Here is a 15,398-nt window from a genome sequence, read left to right on the forward strand (position 1 = left end):
AATAAGTCGTGCGGATTATCGAGGGCTGCATGTTCTCGGCAGCCAGTACTGGCTGGATGCCGAGTGCAAAACTACAACCGTCGAGGTTGAGGAGCAGTCCTTGCCCATGTCCCGGTTCCTCTGCGCCATGCTGTTCGCACTGCTGCTCGTTGGCTGCGCAACCACGCGCTTGCCCCACGAATTCAGCGAGGCGATACCCGCCAGCGATTCGGCGTTCGGGCGTTCGATCCAGGTTCAGGCCGCCGCACACGAGGGGCGCTCGGGTTTTCGCTTGCTGCCCAACAGCAGTGAAGCATTCCGGGCGCGCGCCGAGTTGATCCGCCATGCGCAGAAATCCGTCGATCTGCAGTACTACATCGTGCATAACGGTCTGAGCACCCGGGCGCTGGTGCGTGAAATGCTGCTGGCTGCCGATCGCGGCGTACGGATACGCATCTTGCTCGATGACACGGCCAGCGACGGCCAGGAAGAAGTCATCGCTACCCTGGCGGTGCACCCGAACATCCATATCCGCGTCTTCAATCCTTTGCATCTGGGGCGCAGCACCGTGGTCACCCGAACCATGGGGCGTCTGCTTGATCTTTCCCAGCAACACCGACGCATGCACAACAAACTGTGGCTGGCCGACAACAGCGCAGCCATCGTCGGCGGACGCAACCTGGGGGACGAATATTTCGACGCCAAGCCCGATCTCAACTTCACCGACATGGACCTGCTGTGCATCGGTCCGGTCGCCGAGCAGTTGGGACACAGCTTCGATCAGTACTGGAATAGCGCCTTGAGCCAGTCGATCAGTGACTTCCTGCTCAACAAGCCGACAGCACAAGACTTGCTCGAGAGCCGTCAACGCCTGGAGCAATCGCTGCAGACCTCACGTATCGAGAGCAAGGTGTTGTACAACCATCTCATGACCTACCAGACTCAGCCGCAATTCGAGACCTGGCGCAAGCAACTGATCTGGGCCCATAACAAGGCGATGTGGGACGCTCCGAGCAAGGTCCTGGCCGACGGCGAGCCGGCACGCGCGCTATTGATGGCCACACAGCTGCGTCCTGAACTCGATGGCGTCAATAACGAGCTGATCATGATCTCGGCCTATTTCGTTCCGCAAAAGCCGGGTATGGACTATCTGCTGGGGCGTGCCGATGCCGGCGTCGATGTGCGCCTGCTGACCAACTCACTGGAAGCCACCGATGTGCCGGCTGTGCATGGCGGCTATGCACCGTATCGCAAGACTCTGCTCGAACATGGCGTGAAGCTCTATGAGCTGCGGCGCCAGCCGGACGATCCCGGCCGCAGTTCTTCGTTTGGCTTCAGTGGTGGCTCGGACTCCAGTCTGCACACCAAGGCCATGATCCTGGACAAGCAGAAAGTGTTCGTCGGCTCGTTCAATTTCGACCCGCGTTCAGTGTTCTGGAACACTGAAGTCGGAGTGCTGGTCGATAGTCCCGAACTGGCCGGCCAAGTGCGCCAGTTGGCGCTTGAGGGCATGGCGCCGGCCATGAGTTACCAGGCCCGACTGGAAAACGGCGAAGTCGTCTGGCTCACCGAGGACGACGGCCGCGAGCATACCTTGCGTAAGGAGCCCGGCAGCAAATGGCGTAGCTTCAAGGCCTGGCTCAGCGACAAGATCGGCCTGGAGAAAATGCTCTAGATCGAAACCAGGCGTACGGCCTCCGGCTGCAACACAACTAAATTCTGAGTAAGTGGAATGTTGAACTCCCGATCCAGAGGCCAACTCCTAACTCACAAGGCACTGTACACGACAACGATGTGGCGATGACCCACCAACAGTTGCATAGCCGCGAGCCCGGCGCGATATTCGAAACCAATCTTCCAGCGCGCCTGGACCGCTTGCCGTGGGGCCGCTTTCACTCCCTGCTGGTGGTCGCGCTGGGCGTCACCTGGTTGCTCGACGGTCTGGAAGTGACCCTGGCGGGCTCGGTGTCCGGCGCGCTGAAAAACAGCCCCGTCCTGCGCATGAACAACTTCGATATTGGCCTGGCCGGCGGCATCTACATCGCCGGTGCAGTGCTCGGTGCCTTGCTGTTCGGCTGGCTGACCGATCGCCTGGGGCGGCGCAAGTTGTTCTTTGTAACTTTATGGCTGTATGTAGGCGCCACGGCGGCCACGGCGTTCTCGTTCAGCCTGGAAAGCTTCCTGCTGTTTCGCTTCCTCACGGGCATGGGCATCGGCGGCGAATACACGGCGATCAATTCGACCATCCAGGAATTTACCCCGGTACGCTATCGCGGCTGGGTCGACCTGAGCATCAACGGCACATTCTGGCTAGGTGCAGCATTGGGTGCCGGCGGGGCCATCGTCCTGCTGGATCCGCACGTGGTCGGTGGTGAGCTGGGCTGGCGCCTGTGCTTCGGCATTGGTGCCGCGTTGGGCCTGGTGATCCTGGTGATGCGCCTGTGGTTGCCGGAAAGCCCGCGCTGGCTGCTGGTCCATGGTCAGCGCGATAAGGCGCGACACATCGTCGAAGGTATCGAAGCGAGTCTGCGCGAACAAGGCCACGAACTGCCGGCGGTGACCAGCAAACCATTGCGCCTGCACGCGCGGGACCATACGCCGCTGGGGGAGGTCTTCCATACCCTGTTCGTCAGATTCAGCCGCCGCGCGCTGGTGGGGATGACCCTGCTGACAGCGCAGGCGTTCTTTTACAACGCGATATTCTTCACCTATGCGCTGGTGCTCACCGATTTTTACCAGGTGCCCGCCGAACAGGTCGGTTGGTACGTATTGCCCTTGGCACTGGGCAATTTTTGCGGACCGCTGCTGCTGGGGCGCCTGTTTGACGTGGTCGGCCGACGCGTGATGATCAGCTTCACTTATGCGACGTCCGGAATGTTGCTGGCGCTCAATGGCTACGCCTTCCAGCAGGGCTGGCTGGATGTCACCCAGCAAGCCGCGGCGTGGATGGTGATCTTCTTTTTCGCTTCGGCAGCGGCCAGTTCGGCTTACCTGACGGTGGCAGAAACCTTCCCGCTGGAAATCCGTGCCTTGGCCATCGCCGTGTTCTACGCGTTCGGCACTGGCCTGGGCGGCATCATCGGGCCGACGCTGTTTGGCCAACTGATTCAGACCCAGCAGCGCGGCAGTCTGTTGATTGGTTATCTGGCAGGCGCTGCACTAATGTGTGCGGCGGCGGCGGTGCAAGCGGTTTGGGGGGTGTCTGCCGAGCGTCGAGCGCTGGAACATGTGGCCAGGCCTTTGTCCCAGGCTGAGGATTGAGTGGGGGCGACTGTCCAAAGAGCCGTTTGAGAAAGCCGGCGCAAATCCAGAGGCAATTCACTCAAAAGGGTGACGCGGTCAAGCTGGATGTCTTCTGACATTTTTGCCTGCACCTGCCTGACTCAGGCTCCTTGCAGTAAACGGAGGGTACCTGTGCCCTTATTTTCGAGGGTATTGAATGAAACAAGGACAAGTTCTGCTGTTGGCTTTGTTGATGATGTTTTTAACGGGGTGCACGACTACGCCGCCAAAAGACCAAGGCAATCTCTGCAGTATCTACCGTGAGTATCCCGACTGGTATGAGGACTCGCTGCAAATGCAGAGCGAGTATGGGACACCCCTGCATGTGGCCATGGCGATCATGAAGCAGGAAAGCAGCTACGTGGCGGACGCATTGCCGCCTCGTGACTACCTGCTATGGGTCATCCCCTGGGGGCGAGTCAGTTCGGCCTACGGTTACGCGCAGGCTCAAGACCCGGTGTGGGGTGAGTACAGGGACAATACGGGCAACGGTGGTTCGCGTGACAGTTTCGACGACGCGATCATGTTTATCGGTTGGTACACCACGGGCACCCAACGTCAGCTCGGGATCTCCAAATGGGACACCTACAATCAGTACCTGGCTTATCACGAGGGGCGAGGGGGCTTCAGCCGCGATTCCTATCGCAGTAAACCGTGGCTGATGCAGGTTGCCCAGAAAGTGCAAAAGCAGTCAGAGATTTACAACGCGCAACTAAAAGTGTGTCGCCAAGAGTTGGATGATGATCGTAGCGGGTGGTTTTAACGCATTTACGAAAAAAAATCCCCGCACCTCCTGGGGGAAGATGCGGGGCAATGTATTACACATGGTGAGGAGGGTCGGCCTCCTCAAATGCAGACTGGCTGTATTCGAAGCGTCCGTTAGAGGCACCACCTGTGAACCCCTTGGCCAACCTCCCTCGACGCATATTTAAAGCCGAGGGAGAGGAGCGAGCGAAATCAATAATTATCAAAAGCAGATCAATCAATATGGATATGGCTTCGTGGATAGCTTCTCGGTGAGGGCATCGCGAGATTAAGCCAGTTCCAAAAGAAGTCTGTTGGTGCTGCCAGGCAAGGGGTGAGGTGCATTGATCCGGCCTTCCAGTCTGTTCACGAACGCGAGGGCTTCTGCGTAGCTGCGAAATTCAACGCACCACGCGTTCATCCATACATTCCAGCCTTCCGGCTTGCTCGCTTTCTCGATTTTTATCAGCATCCTGGAATCCCTCCATGTGGTGGTTAAGCCCACATTTAAAGCCAATAGAGGGGGGTGTTTGGAAATTAATAATTATCAAAAATGGATTTACGGCGGCGGGGGATTCAGACGTTGGAGCCGTGTTTGCGATCGATTGGGCATGCTCTAAACCAAGGGTTTGCAAGCGAAAGCATTGCAAACCCTTGTATGTTTCTGCGTCATTATTTCGATCTTGATCATGGTCGCCTGATGCTTCAGGGGGCCGGGTCTGCCTTGCGGCGATCGCTGCCGGCCGGGTTGCCGGTATCGATCAGCCTTCTTTCCAGCAGTACGTTTTCCAGGGCCTGGCGGTCTGACGGGTTCATCTGATGTTCTCGCTCCTTGAGTTCCAACAGGATCGGGGTCGACCACTGGCGGTAGGTTTGTTCAGCACTACGATTGAGTGACATGGGTTCCTCCTTAATCAGGCTCCTGCCAATAAGGCGCCGCACTTCGATACGCCCAAAAACCCTAGTCGACGAAGCGGGTTCCCGCCACTGCTTTACGTCGGACTGCCATTGCCCCAGATGCCCGTAGCGGCAGTGCGCTGTACGTAGTCGCCGAAGTCGCGCGCCGGGCGTCCCAGTGCCCGCTGTACGCCATCGGCCACGGGTGTGTTGCGCCCGTCCAGCACCGTCGTGAAGAGATACAACACCAGATCGATCAACGCCGGGGGAAGCTGTTCCTGTTCCATTGCCTGTCGATAGGCATCCGGCGGCACGGGCACGAATTCGATGTTGCGACCGGTGGCGCGGGCAATCTCGGTCACGGCTTGAGCAAAGGTCAACGCCCGAGGGCCGGTCAATTCATAGAGCTGGCCAGTGTGCCCGGGTTGAGTCAGTGCGGCGACGGCACACTCGGCGATGTCTTGCGCATCGACAAAGGGCTCGGCGACCTGGCCGATGGGGAGTGCGAGTTCACCTTGCACAATGGGTTCAAGAAAGTGTGCCTCGCTGAAATTCTGGCAGAACCAACTGGCCCGTAGAATTGTCCAGTCAATCCCGCTGTCCTGTACAACGCGTTCGGCCTGTTCGGCTTCCACTTCGCCACGTCCGGATAACAAGACCAGTTTGCGGACGCCGCTTTTCACCGCCAGGTCAGTGAACGCCTGGATGGTTTCAACGGCGCCAGGAACGGCAAGATCAGGTTGAAAGGAAATGTAGACGCGATGAACGCCATCGATCACGGCGTCCCAGGTCGATCGATCTTCCCAGTCGAAGGGAGGATTGGCGTCGCGGGAGCCCCGGCGAACGGGCAGGCCGGCGGCTTCGAGGCGTTGTGTGATGTGCCGTCCGGTTTTGCCGGTGGCGCCGAGGACCAGCGTGATTGGTTGGGCAGTTTTCATCGCGTTCATCTCCATCGGTTAATGTGAGTGATGCTCATGTTAAAAAAGATGATAGATGCTCATGTTTTACCGTCAACCCATCAGATCGAATTCCCCGACGTGTGGCATCTGTTGTTGGGTGCAGAGAGTGGCGATGCTAAGGTGAGCACATGTCACGTTTTTGATCGGGAATTCACTCGTGCGCAAAAAGCCCTCTGAAAACCTCGAACAGCCTGCTGCAGAAGCGGTTCGACGCAACCCCACGCAACAGCGCAGCCGCGATCGTCAGGAGCGGATTCTGGCCATGGCCACTCAATTGATCGCGGACAAGGGCAGCGACCAACTCAAGATGAGTGAAATCGCCGAGCGCTCCGAGATCTCGATCGGTTCCCTTTATCAATATTTTCCCGACAAGAGTTCCGTGATCCGCACGCTGGCCGAACGCTATAACGCTGAGAGCCGCCGTTGCATTGCAGAGGCAATGGCGGCCGTCGAGGACGCCCAGGGTTTGCAGGCCGCCTATTCGCAGTTGCTCGATCTGTATTACGAGATCGTGATGGCGACACCGGTGATGCGTGACATCTGGTCCGGCATGCAGGCCGACAAGCAGCTGTTGCAGCTGGAGTTGAAGGAGAGTCGGGTTGCCGGAGCGCTGCTGTCCCAAGCGATGCTTCGCGTGTATCCCGACTGTGACGAACAACAGGTCGAGGAGTCCGCGTTTTTGATCTGGCACTTGGGCGAGGCAACCATGCGCTTGGCTGTCACTTGTGCACCCGATGAGGGACGAGCACTGGTCGAGGCGTTCAAGCGTATGTCCCTGCGCGAGATCATGGAGCCCGCGCGCAGGAACATCGATTCACCGTAAAAGCCTGGCGGTTGGTTCAGTTTCCCTAAACGAAGGGTTGACCGCCAAAACCGCGGGGCAGTCGTTGCAGGCCGGCCATCGCGGTCAGTCGCTCGGTCCAGGCTGAACGCCAGTCATTGGCGGTGTGCATGGCTTTGGCTTTGCGTGCTGCGCGGCGGGCAGCGTTGCGTTCAGCCTTGCGGGCCTCTTTGTAGGCGTCGGTGTTTCGGCAGCTTCGGCATTTAACCCGATTGAGTTCGCGGGTCGATACGAGGTTGCTGCCGTGGTGACCGCAGGCCAGGTGCCCGCTGACTTTGAAATGAGTGACCATTGGAACGTCTCCTTCGTGACGTGTGAGCGGTTGACTCCACGTGAGCGGGGACGTTCGATTGGTTTTGCGCAACAAAAATCCCGACACCAGGCCGGGTTGTGAGAAAAGCTGGAAATCCAGCAGGCAGCCAAAGGTTCGCAGACGCACGGTCAACGATCATGCTGCCCGAATCGGGCCTGTCCTCGCGCTGCGAATCCGTGACGGATCATCTGAACCGTGGCAGAGGCGGGTCGACAGGCTTGAGAGACGACAGCGTGTGCCGGATCAGCGGCGTGTCCTTTTCGATGTCGTTCAGGCGATCACGAATTCTGAGGGCGGTAGGGTGTCCGCCTTGATGATCGACCCAGTCGGCGATTTCCTTGCAGGCGGCGGCCAGGCGGGCCTGACGGGAGTCCAGCAAGGTGAGCAGGGTGGTGATGGACTCTTTTTCGGACATGGGAGACACCTCCGTTCAAGAAACCTGTGTGTGGCAGCAAAAAGCCCGCCGGGAGCGAGCTTTCTGCCGAAAGGGTTACTGATCCTTCAGCCATTTCAGTATAGACCCGTTAAAAAAGGGTGACACCCCTCAACTTTGTCGGGCTGTCACTTGTGATTTCGCGTTCAACTGACGGCAAACACGCGCGGCGTCCTCTTCAACCTCGTAGCCATCTCCGATGAAGCCTTGGGTGCGGGTATCGGCGATGCGGTACCAGACCGCGGCATCCGGTGGCAGGTGGTCATTTTCACCGGCACGGCGGCCATGGATGATGATCTTGTTGCAACGCTTCACGACGAAAATGTCTTCCATGGCGTCTCCGCGGCGGATTCGTGTTCAGTTCAACTATAGAAGTCATTGCTGATCGTGCAAAAAATAGGCAGGTCAATTCGTCGGTTCAGGCGCTGCCAGCGTTCTCTCCAGAAAATTCGCCAGCCCGACTTCCGCGGCCGAGAGCCCCTTGCGCGCTCTCGGCCTGGGCAGTTGCGCCAAAGCCCCTAGAAGGAAACCATCTAGCACCGCCGGGTGGATATAGCACTTGCGGCACACCGCCGGGGTATTGCCCAGTTGCCTGGCAACGTCCTTGACCATCTCCACCAGGTGCCGTCGGGCGTCCATTTCAGGTTCCCAGTGACGCTTGCGCAGTATTGCCAGGGCCAGAACACTGCCGGCCCAGGTGCGGTAGTCCTTGGCGGTGAAATCGGCGCCGCTGAGCCTTTGCAAATAGCTGTTGATGTCGGATGAACTGACGGTGTGCCGGTCACCGTTTTCATCCAGATACTGAAACAGGTTCTGCCCGGGTATTTCCTGGCAGCGCCTGATGATCCGGGCCAGGCGCCGGTCTTTCACGGTGATCTGGTGTTCGACGCCACTTTTGCCGCGGAACTGGAACAGGATGGCACTGCCGTTGATCTCTACATGGCGGCTGCGCAGGGTCGTCAGGCCATAGGAGCGGTTGTCCCGGGCGTATTGGCTGTTACCGATGCGGATCAGCGTCGAGTCGAGCAGGGTAATGACAGTGGCCATGACTTTGTCGCGACTGAATCCCGGTTCCGTTAGCACGGCTTGCAATCGTTGGCGCAGTTTCGGCAGGGCCAGCCCGAATTCACGCAGGCGCAAATACTTGTCGGCGTCACGCACCTCTCGCCAGTGGGGGTGATAACGGTACTGCTTGCGACCCCGGGCATCGCGCCCGGTAGCCTGCAGATGCCCGCGTGGATCGGCGCAGATCCACACCTCGGTATAGGCGGGCGGCACCGCGAGGGAGTTGAGGCGCTTGATTGCGTCGGGGTCGGTGATACGCTGGCCGGCTGGGTCGAAATAGGCGAATTTTCCGCGCAGTTTCCTGCGGGTAATGCCCGGCTGAGTGTCATCGACATAATGCAGGTCAGGTGGCAGTCCATCGGGCATGACAAGCGTCCTGGGCAAGGAGTCACGGAGCATTACAGCCATTGACCTCGCCCCGGTGCAGTCGTGCCTTCGGAGTTACGCCAGCACCGCGACCGCTTTTATTTGTGCCCAGAGTGGCTGGCCAGGATGAATGTTCAGTTGGTCACGGGAATAACGCGTGATCCGCGCAAGCAGCGGCGTGCCGGCGGCATCCAGGCGAACCAGCACGTGGGCGGCGTTGTCGGCGTTCATTTCACTGACCACGGTGACCGGCAGGCGATTGAGAATGCTGCTATGCCCGACATTGTCCAGGCTCAGGCTCACATCCCGCGCCTGGACCTTGCAGCGCAGCGCCTGGCCCACGTCCATTGGCGTATGCGGCACACGAATGTCGAGGGCGGTGTCGGGCAGTTGCAGGCTGAGCAATTGATAGTCGGCGTCATAGGCGCTGACGCGACCTTCGATCACCACACCGGCGTCATCCCCCATTGCCAACGGCAAGTCGAGGCGCGCCAGGGTCTGGCCGATCGGGCCGCTGGCCAGTGCCTTGCCGTTGCTGAGCAGCACGATATGGTCGGCCAGCCGCGCGACTTCATCCTGGGAATGGCTGACGTACAGCACCGGGATGTCGAGCTCGTCGTGCAGGCGTTGCAAGTAGGGCAGGATTTCACCTTTGCGTTGGGCATCCAGCGCCGCCAGGGGTTCGTCCATCAACAGCAGTTTCGGGCTGGTGAGCAAGGCGCGGGCGATGCCGACGCGCTGACGCTCGCCGCCCGAAAGGTGTTGCGGGTGCCGGCCCAGCAAATGACCGATGCCCAGCAATTCGGTGGCGTGGGCCATGTCGACCCGACGCTGTGGCTTGGGAATGCGCTTGAGGCCGAACTCGAGATTGGCCAGCACCGACAGATGGGGAAACAGGCTGGCTTCCTGGAACACGTAGCCCAGCGCGCGCTTGTGCGGCGCGACGAAGATCCGGTTGGCGCTGTCTTGCCAGACTTCATTGTTGACCTGGATAAAGCCTTGATCGGCCCGCTCCAGGCCGGCGATGCAGCGTAGGCAAGTGGTCTTGCCTGAACCGGAGTGGCCGTAAAGTGCCGTGACGCCACGGCCCGGCAGTTGCAGATCGACGTCCAGGGCGAAGCCCGAATAACGCAGTTTCAGACGCATTTGAATCATCGATCAGCTCCAGCCCGCTTTGGTTTTACGGCTGGAATACAGCGCCAGCAGGACGACAAACGAGAACACCAGCATCGCCCCGGCCAGCCAATGGGCCTGGGCGTATTCCATGGCTTCGACGTGGTCGTAGATCTGCACCGAGACCACGCGGGTCTTCTCGGGAATGTTGCCGCCGATCATCAGCACCACGCCGAACTCGCCGACGGTGTGGGCGAAGCCGAGAATGGCCGCGGTAATGAAACCGGGGCGGGCCAGGGGCAGGATCACACTGAAAAAGCTGTCCCAGGGATTGGCCCGCAAGGTCGCGGCCACTTCGAGCGGGCGCGTGCCAATCGCGGAAAAAGCGTTTTGCAGCGGCTGGACCACAAATGGCATCGAATACAACACCGAACCGATGACCAGCCCCGCAAAACTGAACGTGAGGGTCCCAAGGCCCAGTGACTGGGTGAGCTGTCCAAGGAACCCGTGAGGGCCGAGGGCCAGCAACAGATAGAAACCAATCACCGTCGGCGGCAGCACCAGGGGCAGGGCGACAATCGCCCCGACCGGGCCGCGCAACCAGGAGCGGGTGCGCGACAGCCATAACGCAATCGGAGTGCCGACAATCAGCAGGATGACGGTCGTCAGGGACGCCAGTTTCAGGGTCAGCCAGATGGCGGAAAGATCGGCACTCGATAGCGACATTTAGATTTCGTAACCGTAGGACTTGATGACAGCTGCCGCTTTCGGCCCCTTGAGGTAGTCAACCAGTGCCTTGGCGGCCGGGTTGTCCTTGCCCTTGTTGAGAATCACCGCATCCTGCTTGATCGGGTCGTGCAGGCTGGCGGGAACGATCCAGGCCGAACCGCTGGAGATCTTGCCGTCCTTGTAGATCTGCGACAAGGCGACAAAACCCAGCTCGGCGTTGCCGGTGGAAATGAACTGGTAGGCCTGGCTGATGTTCTGGCCTTCAACGATCTTGTCCTTGACCTTGTCGGTCAAGCCTTCTTTTGCCAGTACCTGGGTCGCCGCCAGGCCATAAGGCGCGGCTTTCGGGTTGGCGATGGACAGGTGTTGGTAGGCGTTCTTTTTCAGCACATCGCCCTTGGCATCGACGTAGCCTTCCTTGGCCGACCACAGCGCCAGGGTGCCGACCGCGTAGGTGAAGCGCGAGCCCTTGACGGAGTCGCCTTCGGCTTCAAGTTTTTTCGGGGTGCTGTCGTCTGCCGAGAGGAACACTTCGAACGGCGCACCGTTTTTGATCTGGGTGTAGAACTGGCCGGTGGCGCCAAAGGAGGCGACCAGTTTATGCCCGGTGTCTTTTTCGAAATCAGCGGCGATGGCCTGGATGGGCGCGGTGAAGTTGGCGGCGACCGCCACCTGGACTTCGTCCGCCTGGGCTGAGCCGAAGGCGAATGCGGCGAGAAGGCTCGCCAGGCAGGTCGGGGCAAAACGTGAGGCACGAATGAACATGAAACGGCTCCGTCAAAGGCAATTGCGGCAGGTTAATCGTTATGTACAAAAATATATAGCGAATTGCCTTTGAACGGAATGTGCTGGTGAAAAATTGTATACAATTTAATGGGGCAGATGCTCAGAAGCGACCTGAGAGTCTCGCCAACCCTTCTTCAGCCAGCTTTCGAGTCAGTGCCTCGCTGGTCAAATCGACGCCGAGGGTAAATGCCTGACCGGCCCAGAGGTTGCTGAAATCCGCTTCACCTTTGGCCCGCAACGGCATCAGCGCGCCACCGGCAAGGGGGAAGGCCGGGGCCTTGGCGCTCATGGGGCCCAGTTCACGCATCACCCGATTGAGGATGCCCCGGGCCGGGCGACCGGTGAACACGTTGGTGACGGCTGTCTCGCTTTCCCTGGCGGTGCGCAACGCCTTGTGATGGGACGGGCTGACCTTGGCCTCTGGGGTGAACAGGTACGCCGTACCCACCTGCACCGCCGAAGCACCGAGCATGAATGCAGCGGCGACGCCTCGGGCGTCAGCGATGCCGCCAGCGGCAATCACCGGCACTTTCACCGCATCGACGACTTGGGGCACCAGGGCGAAAGTCCCCACCTGACTGCTCAGGTCATCGCTGAGAAACATCCCGCGATGGCCCCCGGCCTCGTAGCCCATGGCAATGATTGCATCGCAACCGTGCTGCTCCAGCCACACGGCTTCTGCGACTGTGGTGGCTGAGGACAGCACCTTCGCACCCGTGGCCTTGACCCGGTCGAGCAGGGATTTTTCCGGCAAGCCAAAGTGAAAGCTCACCACTTGCGGGCGAAACGCTTCGACCACTTCGCAGGCCGCGTTATCGAACGGTGCCCGGTTGGACACCGGCGTCGGTGCATCGAAGTCGGCGCCGAGTTCCTGGTAGTAGGGTTGCAGCAGGTTTTTCCAGTCCTGTGCGCGTTGCTCATCCGCAGCAGGCGGCTGATGACAGAAGAAGTTGACGTTGATCGGGCGTCGGGTGTGTTGGCGGATGGTTTTGAGCTCTTCGCGCAGTTGATCGGTGCTGAGCATCGCCGCCGGCATCGAGCCCAGGCCGCCGGCATTGCAGGTGGCGATCACCATGGACGAGTTTGTGGCACCGGCCATCGGCCCCTGGATGATCGGCAGTTCGATCCCGAGCAGGTCAAGGATGCGGGTATCTGGCCATTGGTTCATGTGCTGTGTTCTCCGACGTTGAATCCGGGCAGGGGCGGTAGAACAGGATTTGTAACGCAACGACTGGCGCAAGGCCAGTCGTCTTTTCAGCGGGTAAGGCGTTAGCGTCGGTGGAAGCCGCCACCGCCGAAGGAGTGATACATGAACCGGGACGAGTCGTGATAACTGTTGAAGCGATCATTGCCGAAGGAGCGCGCATCGTACTCCCGGTTGAGATTCTGGACCTGAGCCGTGTTGACCGAATCGAGACGGGTTGCTCCGCCCTGGACCATCGATTGCCAGCCGCTATCGGTCCTTTTGTAAACGTTGCCATCACGGCCGGCGTACACGTTGTCGCCGACATGCGCCATGCCGCCGTCGCGATCATGGATACCGCCGTACTGGGTGGTGTTGCCGGTATTGGGGTTGTAGATGGCCCCGCGATTGGCGGTGACCTGGGTGCCGGTGCGAACGTTGCCGGCGGTCACATGCTGGCCGGCGATGGCTCCGCCGTCCGGGCCGACGGCCACACCGCTGCGGCCTGCGGCATAGTTGCCGTTGTAAACGTTGTGTACCGCGCCGCGCTGGCCTGCCGCGGCGATGCCGGTACGCGAGTTGTAGGAGGCGCCAACCTGGCCGGCCCAGCGATTGCCGGTCCAGGCGTTGTAGCCGCCGCCGTAGCGGCTGACCGAAGCGCGGTCGCCCCATTGGCGGTAGATGTTGCCGGTCGTGCCGGCCCAGCCACCGGGGCCCCAGGCAACGGCGCCACCGTGATAGCCGTAAGCGGCACCGCCCCAAGGCATTGGCGCCGGGTACAGATGCGGCCCCCAGGCGTAACCCCAACCGTAATTGCCCCACCATGGATAGGCGCCCCAGCCCCAACCCACGGCGGCCGTGCTGCCGCCCCAACTCCAGCCGAAACCGAAGCCAAACGTCCAGCCCGTCCAGGGTGTGTAGCGAATCGCCACGCCAAAGCCATAGGTCACCGGTGGGCCGTACCAGACACTGCCCACCCACGGCGTATAGGGATAACCGGTGCCATACACCACCACACCGCTGTCAGGGTCCAGCGTCGAACCCTGGTAACCCGGCGTGTAACCGACGACGACCGTATCGCCACTGGCTTCGTAGACTTTCACGTAAGTGACGTAGTGCATTGGTGAGCTGGGCGGGATCGAATAGATCACCGCCGGTACCGAAGAGGCGACCGTCCAGGGGCCTTGCACCGAGGTGGCCACGAACCAGATGCCGTTCTCCACCGCGTACCAGCTTTGTGCATCGACCATGATGATCGGCATCGGGCTGTTGACCACGTATTGCAGGGGCGTGCCCTTGATGGCCTTGAGTTGCGGCTCGCCGTCAAAGGTTGGCTTGGTCATTTTGACCTGGCTTTTCTTGATCGCCGAGGTCTGTGGAATGGTCGCTGCAATCGCCGCTTCCTTGGCCTGCGGTGTTCCGGCCACCGAGGCCTTTACGTTCTCCTTGGGGCTGTCATCGGGAATGTTGGCGAAGTCCGCCGGCAACTGGTCTGCGCCTACAAAGGTCCAGGGGCCTTTCATGTCACTGGCACGGAACCAGCGACCCGAGATCAGCACGTAGCTGTCCTGGTCACCGATCTCCTTGAAAATATGCCCGGTGGTGTTGGTCACATACAGCAGTGTGGTGTTCTGGATCGGCTGCCATTGCGGCGCGCCGTCAGTGACGATCAACTCGGTCGGCACCGTGGCGATATGGATCTGCGGAGTCGGCGGCTTGGCCAGCGTCGGTATCTTCTCCTTCGGATCGCTCTGGCCTGTCAGCAGGTCTACCTGTCGGCCCTGGATCGCAGCTTTCTTGGCCTTCTCCAGCTCGGCGGAGGGCGAGGGCAGTGGCGCATATTGTCCATCCAGATTGTCCGCTACCATCCAGCCATCGAACACGTGCAGGTAATGCTTGCCCTGTGCATCCTTGAGCAGCAACGGCCGGGTGTTGATCACTCGCTGCAGCGAGGTGCCATCAACGGGGCGATAGGCGGGTTCGCCATCGATGTACACCAGCAGCGCGGGCACCTCGGAGGAAATAATGGTCGGCGGGGTATTTTCCAGCGGCTCGCTGTTGGACTTCTGTTCGGCGGCGATGACACCGAGCGCGGCTTCGAGTTGGTCCAGGGAAATGGTTTTCGTGCGGTTCCCGGCGTCTTGCTTCACCGCGGCGACCCAGCTGTCAGCCTTGGTTGCGCTATCGGGGAAATCGGCCTTGGTGATGGTGTACTGATCGAGCGCCACCCAGCGCGTGGCTTTGTCGACCAGGGTGTGGGCGCTGAACTGCACGATGCCATAGGTGGCCTTGCCATCGGTGCTCGTGGCCTCCACGGCAGCCCGCGCGTGCAGGGTGTAACCGTCCCAGCTGTCCAGTTGCGGTTGGTAGATGGTCAATTTGGTGTCGCCGGCCGCCAGCACCTGTGGCCAGCTAGGGGCTGTCGGCGCCAGATTCCCGGGAGTTTGGGCGGGTGGCTCTGGTGTGGCCTGGACGCCGCTGAGCGGAATCATGCAGAGCATCAGTAAAACGGTGAGTAAACGCAGTTGAGGCATTGTCAGCTCCATCGACAAGACAGTTTGTTGCGGCACTTCAGGGTTGCGAAAAGCATAGCTGCCGTTAATCAAAACGCCCGGCGGTTTGCCGGATTGGCTTAAAGTCGGGTACGGCAATCCATTGCCATGTGTTATTTGAAATGCTCCACCAACCGACTGATTCCATTGAGAGGC

The 15,398-nt window shown here is 60.1% G+C and carries 16 protein-coding genes; 4 read left to right on the plus strand and 12 right to left on the minus strand.

Annotation, left to right across the window (positions count from 1 at the left end):
* Nucleotides 1-106 precede the first annotated feature (106 nt).
* From ASD95_RS14485 to ASD95_RS14495, 3 genes are all read left to right on the plus strand, one after another.
* Nucleotides 107-1,654, plus strand: a complete 1,548-nt coding sequence (locus ASD95_RS14485) for a phospholipase D family protein (protein WP_056724462.1) — start codon at nt 107-109, stop codon at nt 1,652-1,654.
* A 125-nt stretch (nt 1,655-1,779) separates the two neighbouring features.
* Nucleotides 1,780-3,240, plus strand: a complete 1,461-nt coding sequence (locus tag ASD95_RS14490) for an MFS transporter (protein WP_056724464.1) — start codon at nt 1,780-1,782, stop codon at nt 3,238-3,240.
* Between the two features lie 178 nt (nt 3,241-3,418).
* On the plus strand, nt 3,419-4,024 hold the full coding sequence (locus tag ASD95_RS14495) for a transglycosylase SLT domain-containing protein (protein ID WP_056724466.1): 606 nt from the start codon (nt 3,419-3,421) through the stop codon (nt 4,022-4,024).
* Nucleotides 4,025-4,294: 270 nt separating this feature from the next.
* Here the strand turns inward: ASD95_RS14495 and ASD95_RS14500 are convergent, their stop codons facing one another.
* The 3 genes from ASD95_RS14500 to ASD95_RS14510 form a co-directional block, all read right to left on the minus strand.
* On the minus strand, nt 4,295-4,477 hold the full coding sequence (locus tag ASD95_RS14500) for a hypothetical protein (protein WP_056724468.1): 183 nt from the start codon (nt 4,475-4,477) through the stop codon (nt 4,295-4,297).
* Nucleotides 4,478-4,710: 233 nt separating this feature from the next.
* A complete protein-coding gene (locus tag ASD95_RS14505) occupies nt 4,711-4,905 on the minus strand; it encodes a hypothetical protein (RefSeq protein ID WP_056724469.1) in 195 nt (64 codons plus the stop codon).
* Nucleotides 4,906-4,997: 92 nt separating this feature from the next.
* Nucleotides 4,998-5,840, minus strand: a complete 843-nt coding sequence (locus ASD95_RS14510; protein WP_056724471.1) for an NAD(P)H-binding protein — start codon at nt 5,838-5,840, stop codon at nt 4,998-5,000.
* A gap of 178 nt (nt 5,841-6,018) precedes the next feature.
* Between ASD95_RS14510 and ASD95_RS14515 the strand changes: the two genes are divergently transcribed.
* Nucleotides 6,019-6,684 (plus strand): TetR/AcrR family transcriptional regulator, encoded by a 666-nt coding sequence (locus tag ASD95_RS14515; RefSeq protein WP_056724473.1) that lies wholly within the window; start codon nt 6,019-6,021, stop codon nt 6,682-6,684.
* Between the two features lie 25 nt (nt 6,685-6,709).
* Here ASD95_RS14515 and ASD95_RS14520 read toward each other — a convergent pair whose 3' ends face one another.
* The 9 genes from ASD95_RS14520 to ASD95_RS14560 form a co-directional block, all read right to left on the minus strand.
* On the minus strand, nt 6,710-6,994 hold the full coding sequence (locus ASD95_RS14520) for a hypothetical protein (RefSeq protein ID WP_056724474.1): 285 nt from the start codon (nt 6,992-6,994) through the stop codon (nt 6,710-6,712).
* A gap of 205 nt (nt 6,995-7,199) precedes the next feature.
* Nucleotides 7,200-7,430 (minus strand): hypothetical protein, encoded by a 231-nt coding sequence (locus ASD95_RS14525; protein WP_056724476.1) that lies wholly within the window; start codon nt 7,428-7,430, stop codon nt 7,200-7,202.
* 129 nt (nt 7,431-7,559) lie between these two features.
* A complete protein-coding gene (locus tag ASD95_RS14530) occupies nt 7,560-7,781 on the minus strand; it encodes a hypothetical protein (protein WP_056724478.1) in 222 nt (73 codons plus the stop codon).
* A 72-nt stretch (nt 7,782-7,853) separates the two neighbouring features.
* On the minus strand, nt 7,854-8,879 hold the full coding sequence (locus tag ASD95_RS14535; RefSeq protein WP_409078967.1) for a DNA topoisomerase IB: 1,026 nt from the start codon (nt 8,877-8,879) through the stop codon (nt 7,854-7,856).
* Nucleotides 8,880-8,954: 75 nt separating this feature from the next.
* A complete protein-coding gene (gene modC, locus ASD95_RS14540) occupies nt 8,955-10,034 on the minus strand; it encodes a molybdenum ABC transporter ATP-binding protein (protein WP_056724479.1) in 1,080 nt (359 codons plus the stop codon).
* A gap of 3 nt (nt 10,035-10,037) precedes the next feature.
* A complete protein-coding gene (gene modB, locus ASD95_RS14545; protein ID WP_056724481.1) occupies nt 10,038-10,718 on the minus strand; it encodes a molybdate ABC transporter permease subunit in 681 nt (226 codons plus the stop codon).
* Complete coding sequence (gene modA, locus ASD95_RS14550) at nt 10,719-11,486, minus strand: molybdate ABC transporter substrate-binding protein (protein ID WP_056724483.1); 768 nt, start codon at nt 11,484-11,486, stop codon at nt 10,719-10,721.
* 121 nt (nt 11,487-11,607) lie between these two features.
* Nucleotides 11,608-12,675: an NAD(P)H-dependent flavin oxidoreductase gene (locus ASD95_RS14555; protein WP_056724485.1), complete on the minus strand. Its 1,068-nt coding sequence runs from the start codon at nt 12,673-12,675 to the stop codon at nt 11,608-11,610.
* Between the two features lie 101 nt (nt 12,676-12,776).
* The gene (locus tag ASD95_RS14560; RefSeq protein WP_056724486.1) at nt 12,777-15,224 is read right to left on the minus strand and encodes a hypothetical protein; all 2,448 of its coding nucleotides are present in this window, start codon (nt 15,222-15,224) and stop codon (nt 12,777-12,779) included.
* Nucleotides 15,225-15,398 lie beyond the last annotated feature (174 nt).

Source organism: Pseudomonas sp. Root71 (assembly GCF_001429045.1).
Classification (GTDB): domain Bacteria; phylum Pseudomonadota; class Gammaproteobacteria; order Pseudomonadales; family Pseudomonadaceae; genus Aquipseudomonas; species Aquipseudomonas monachiensis.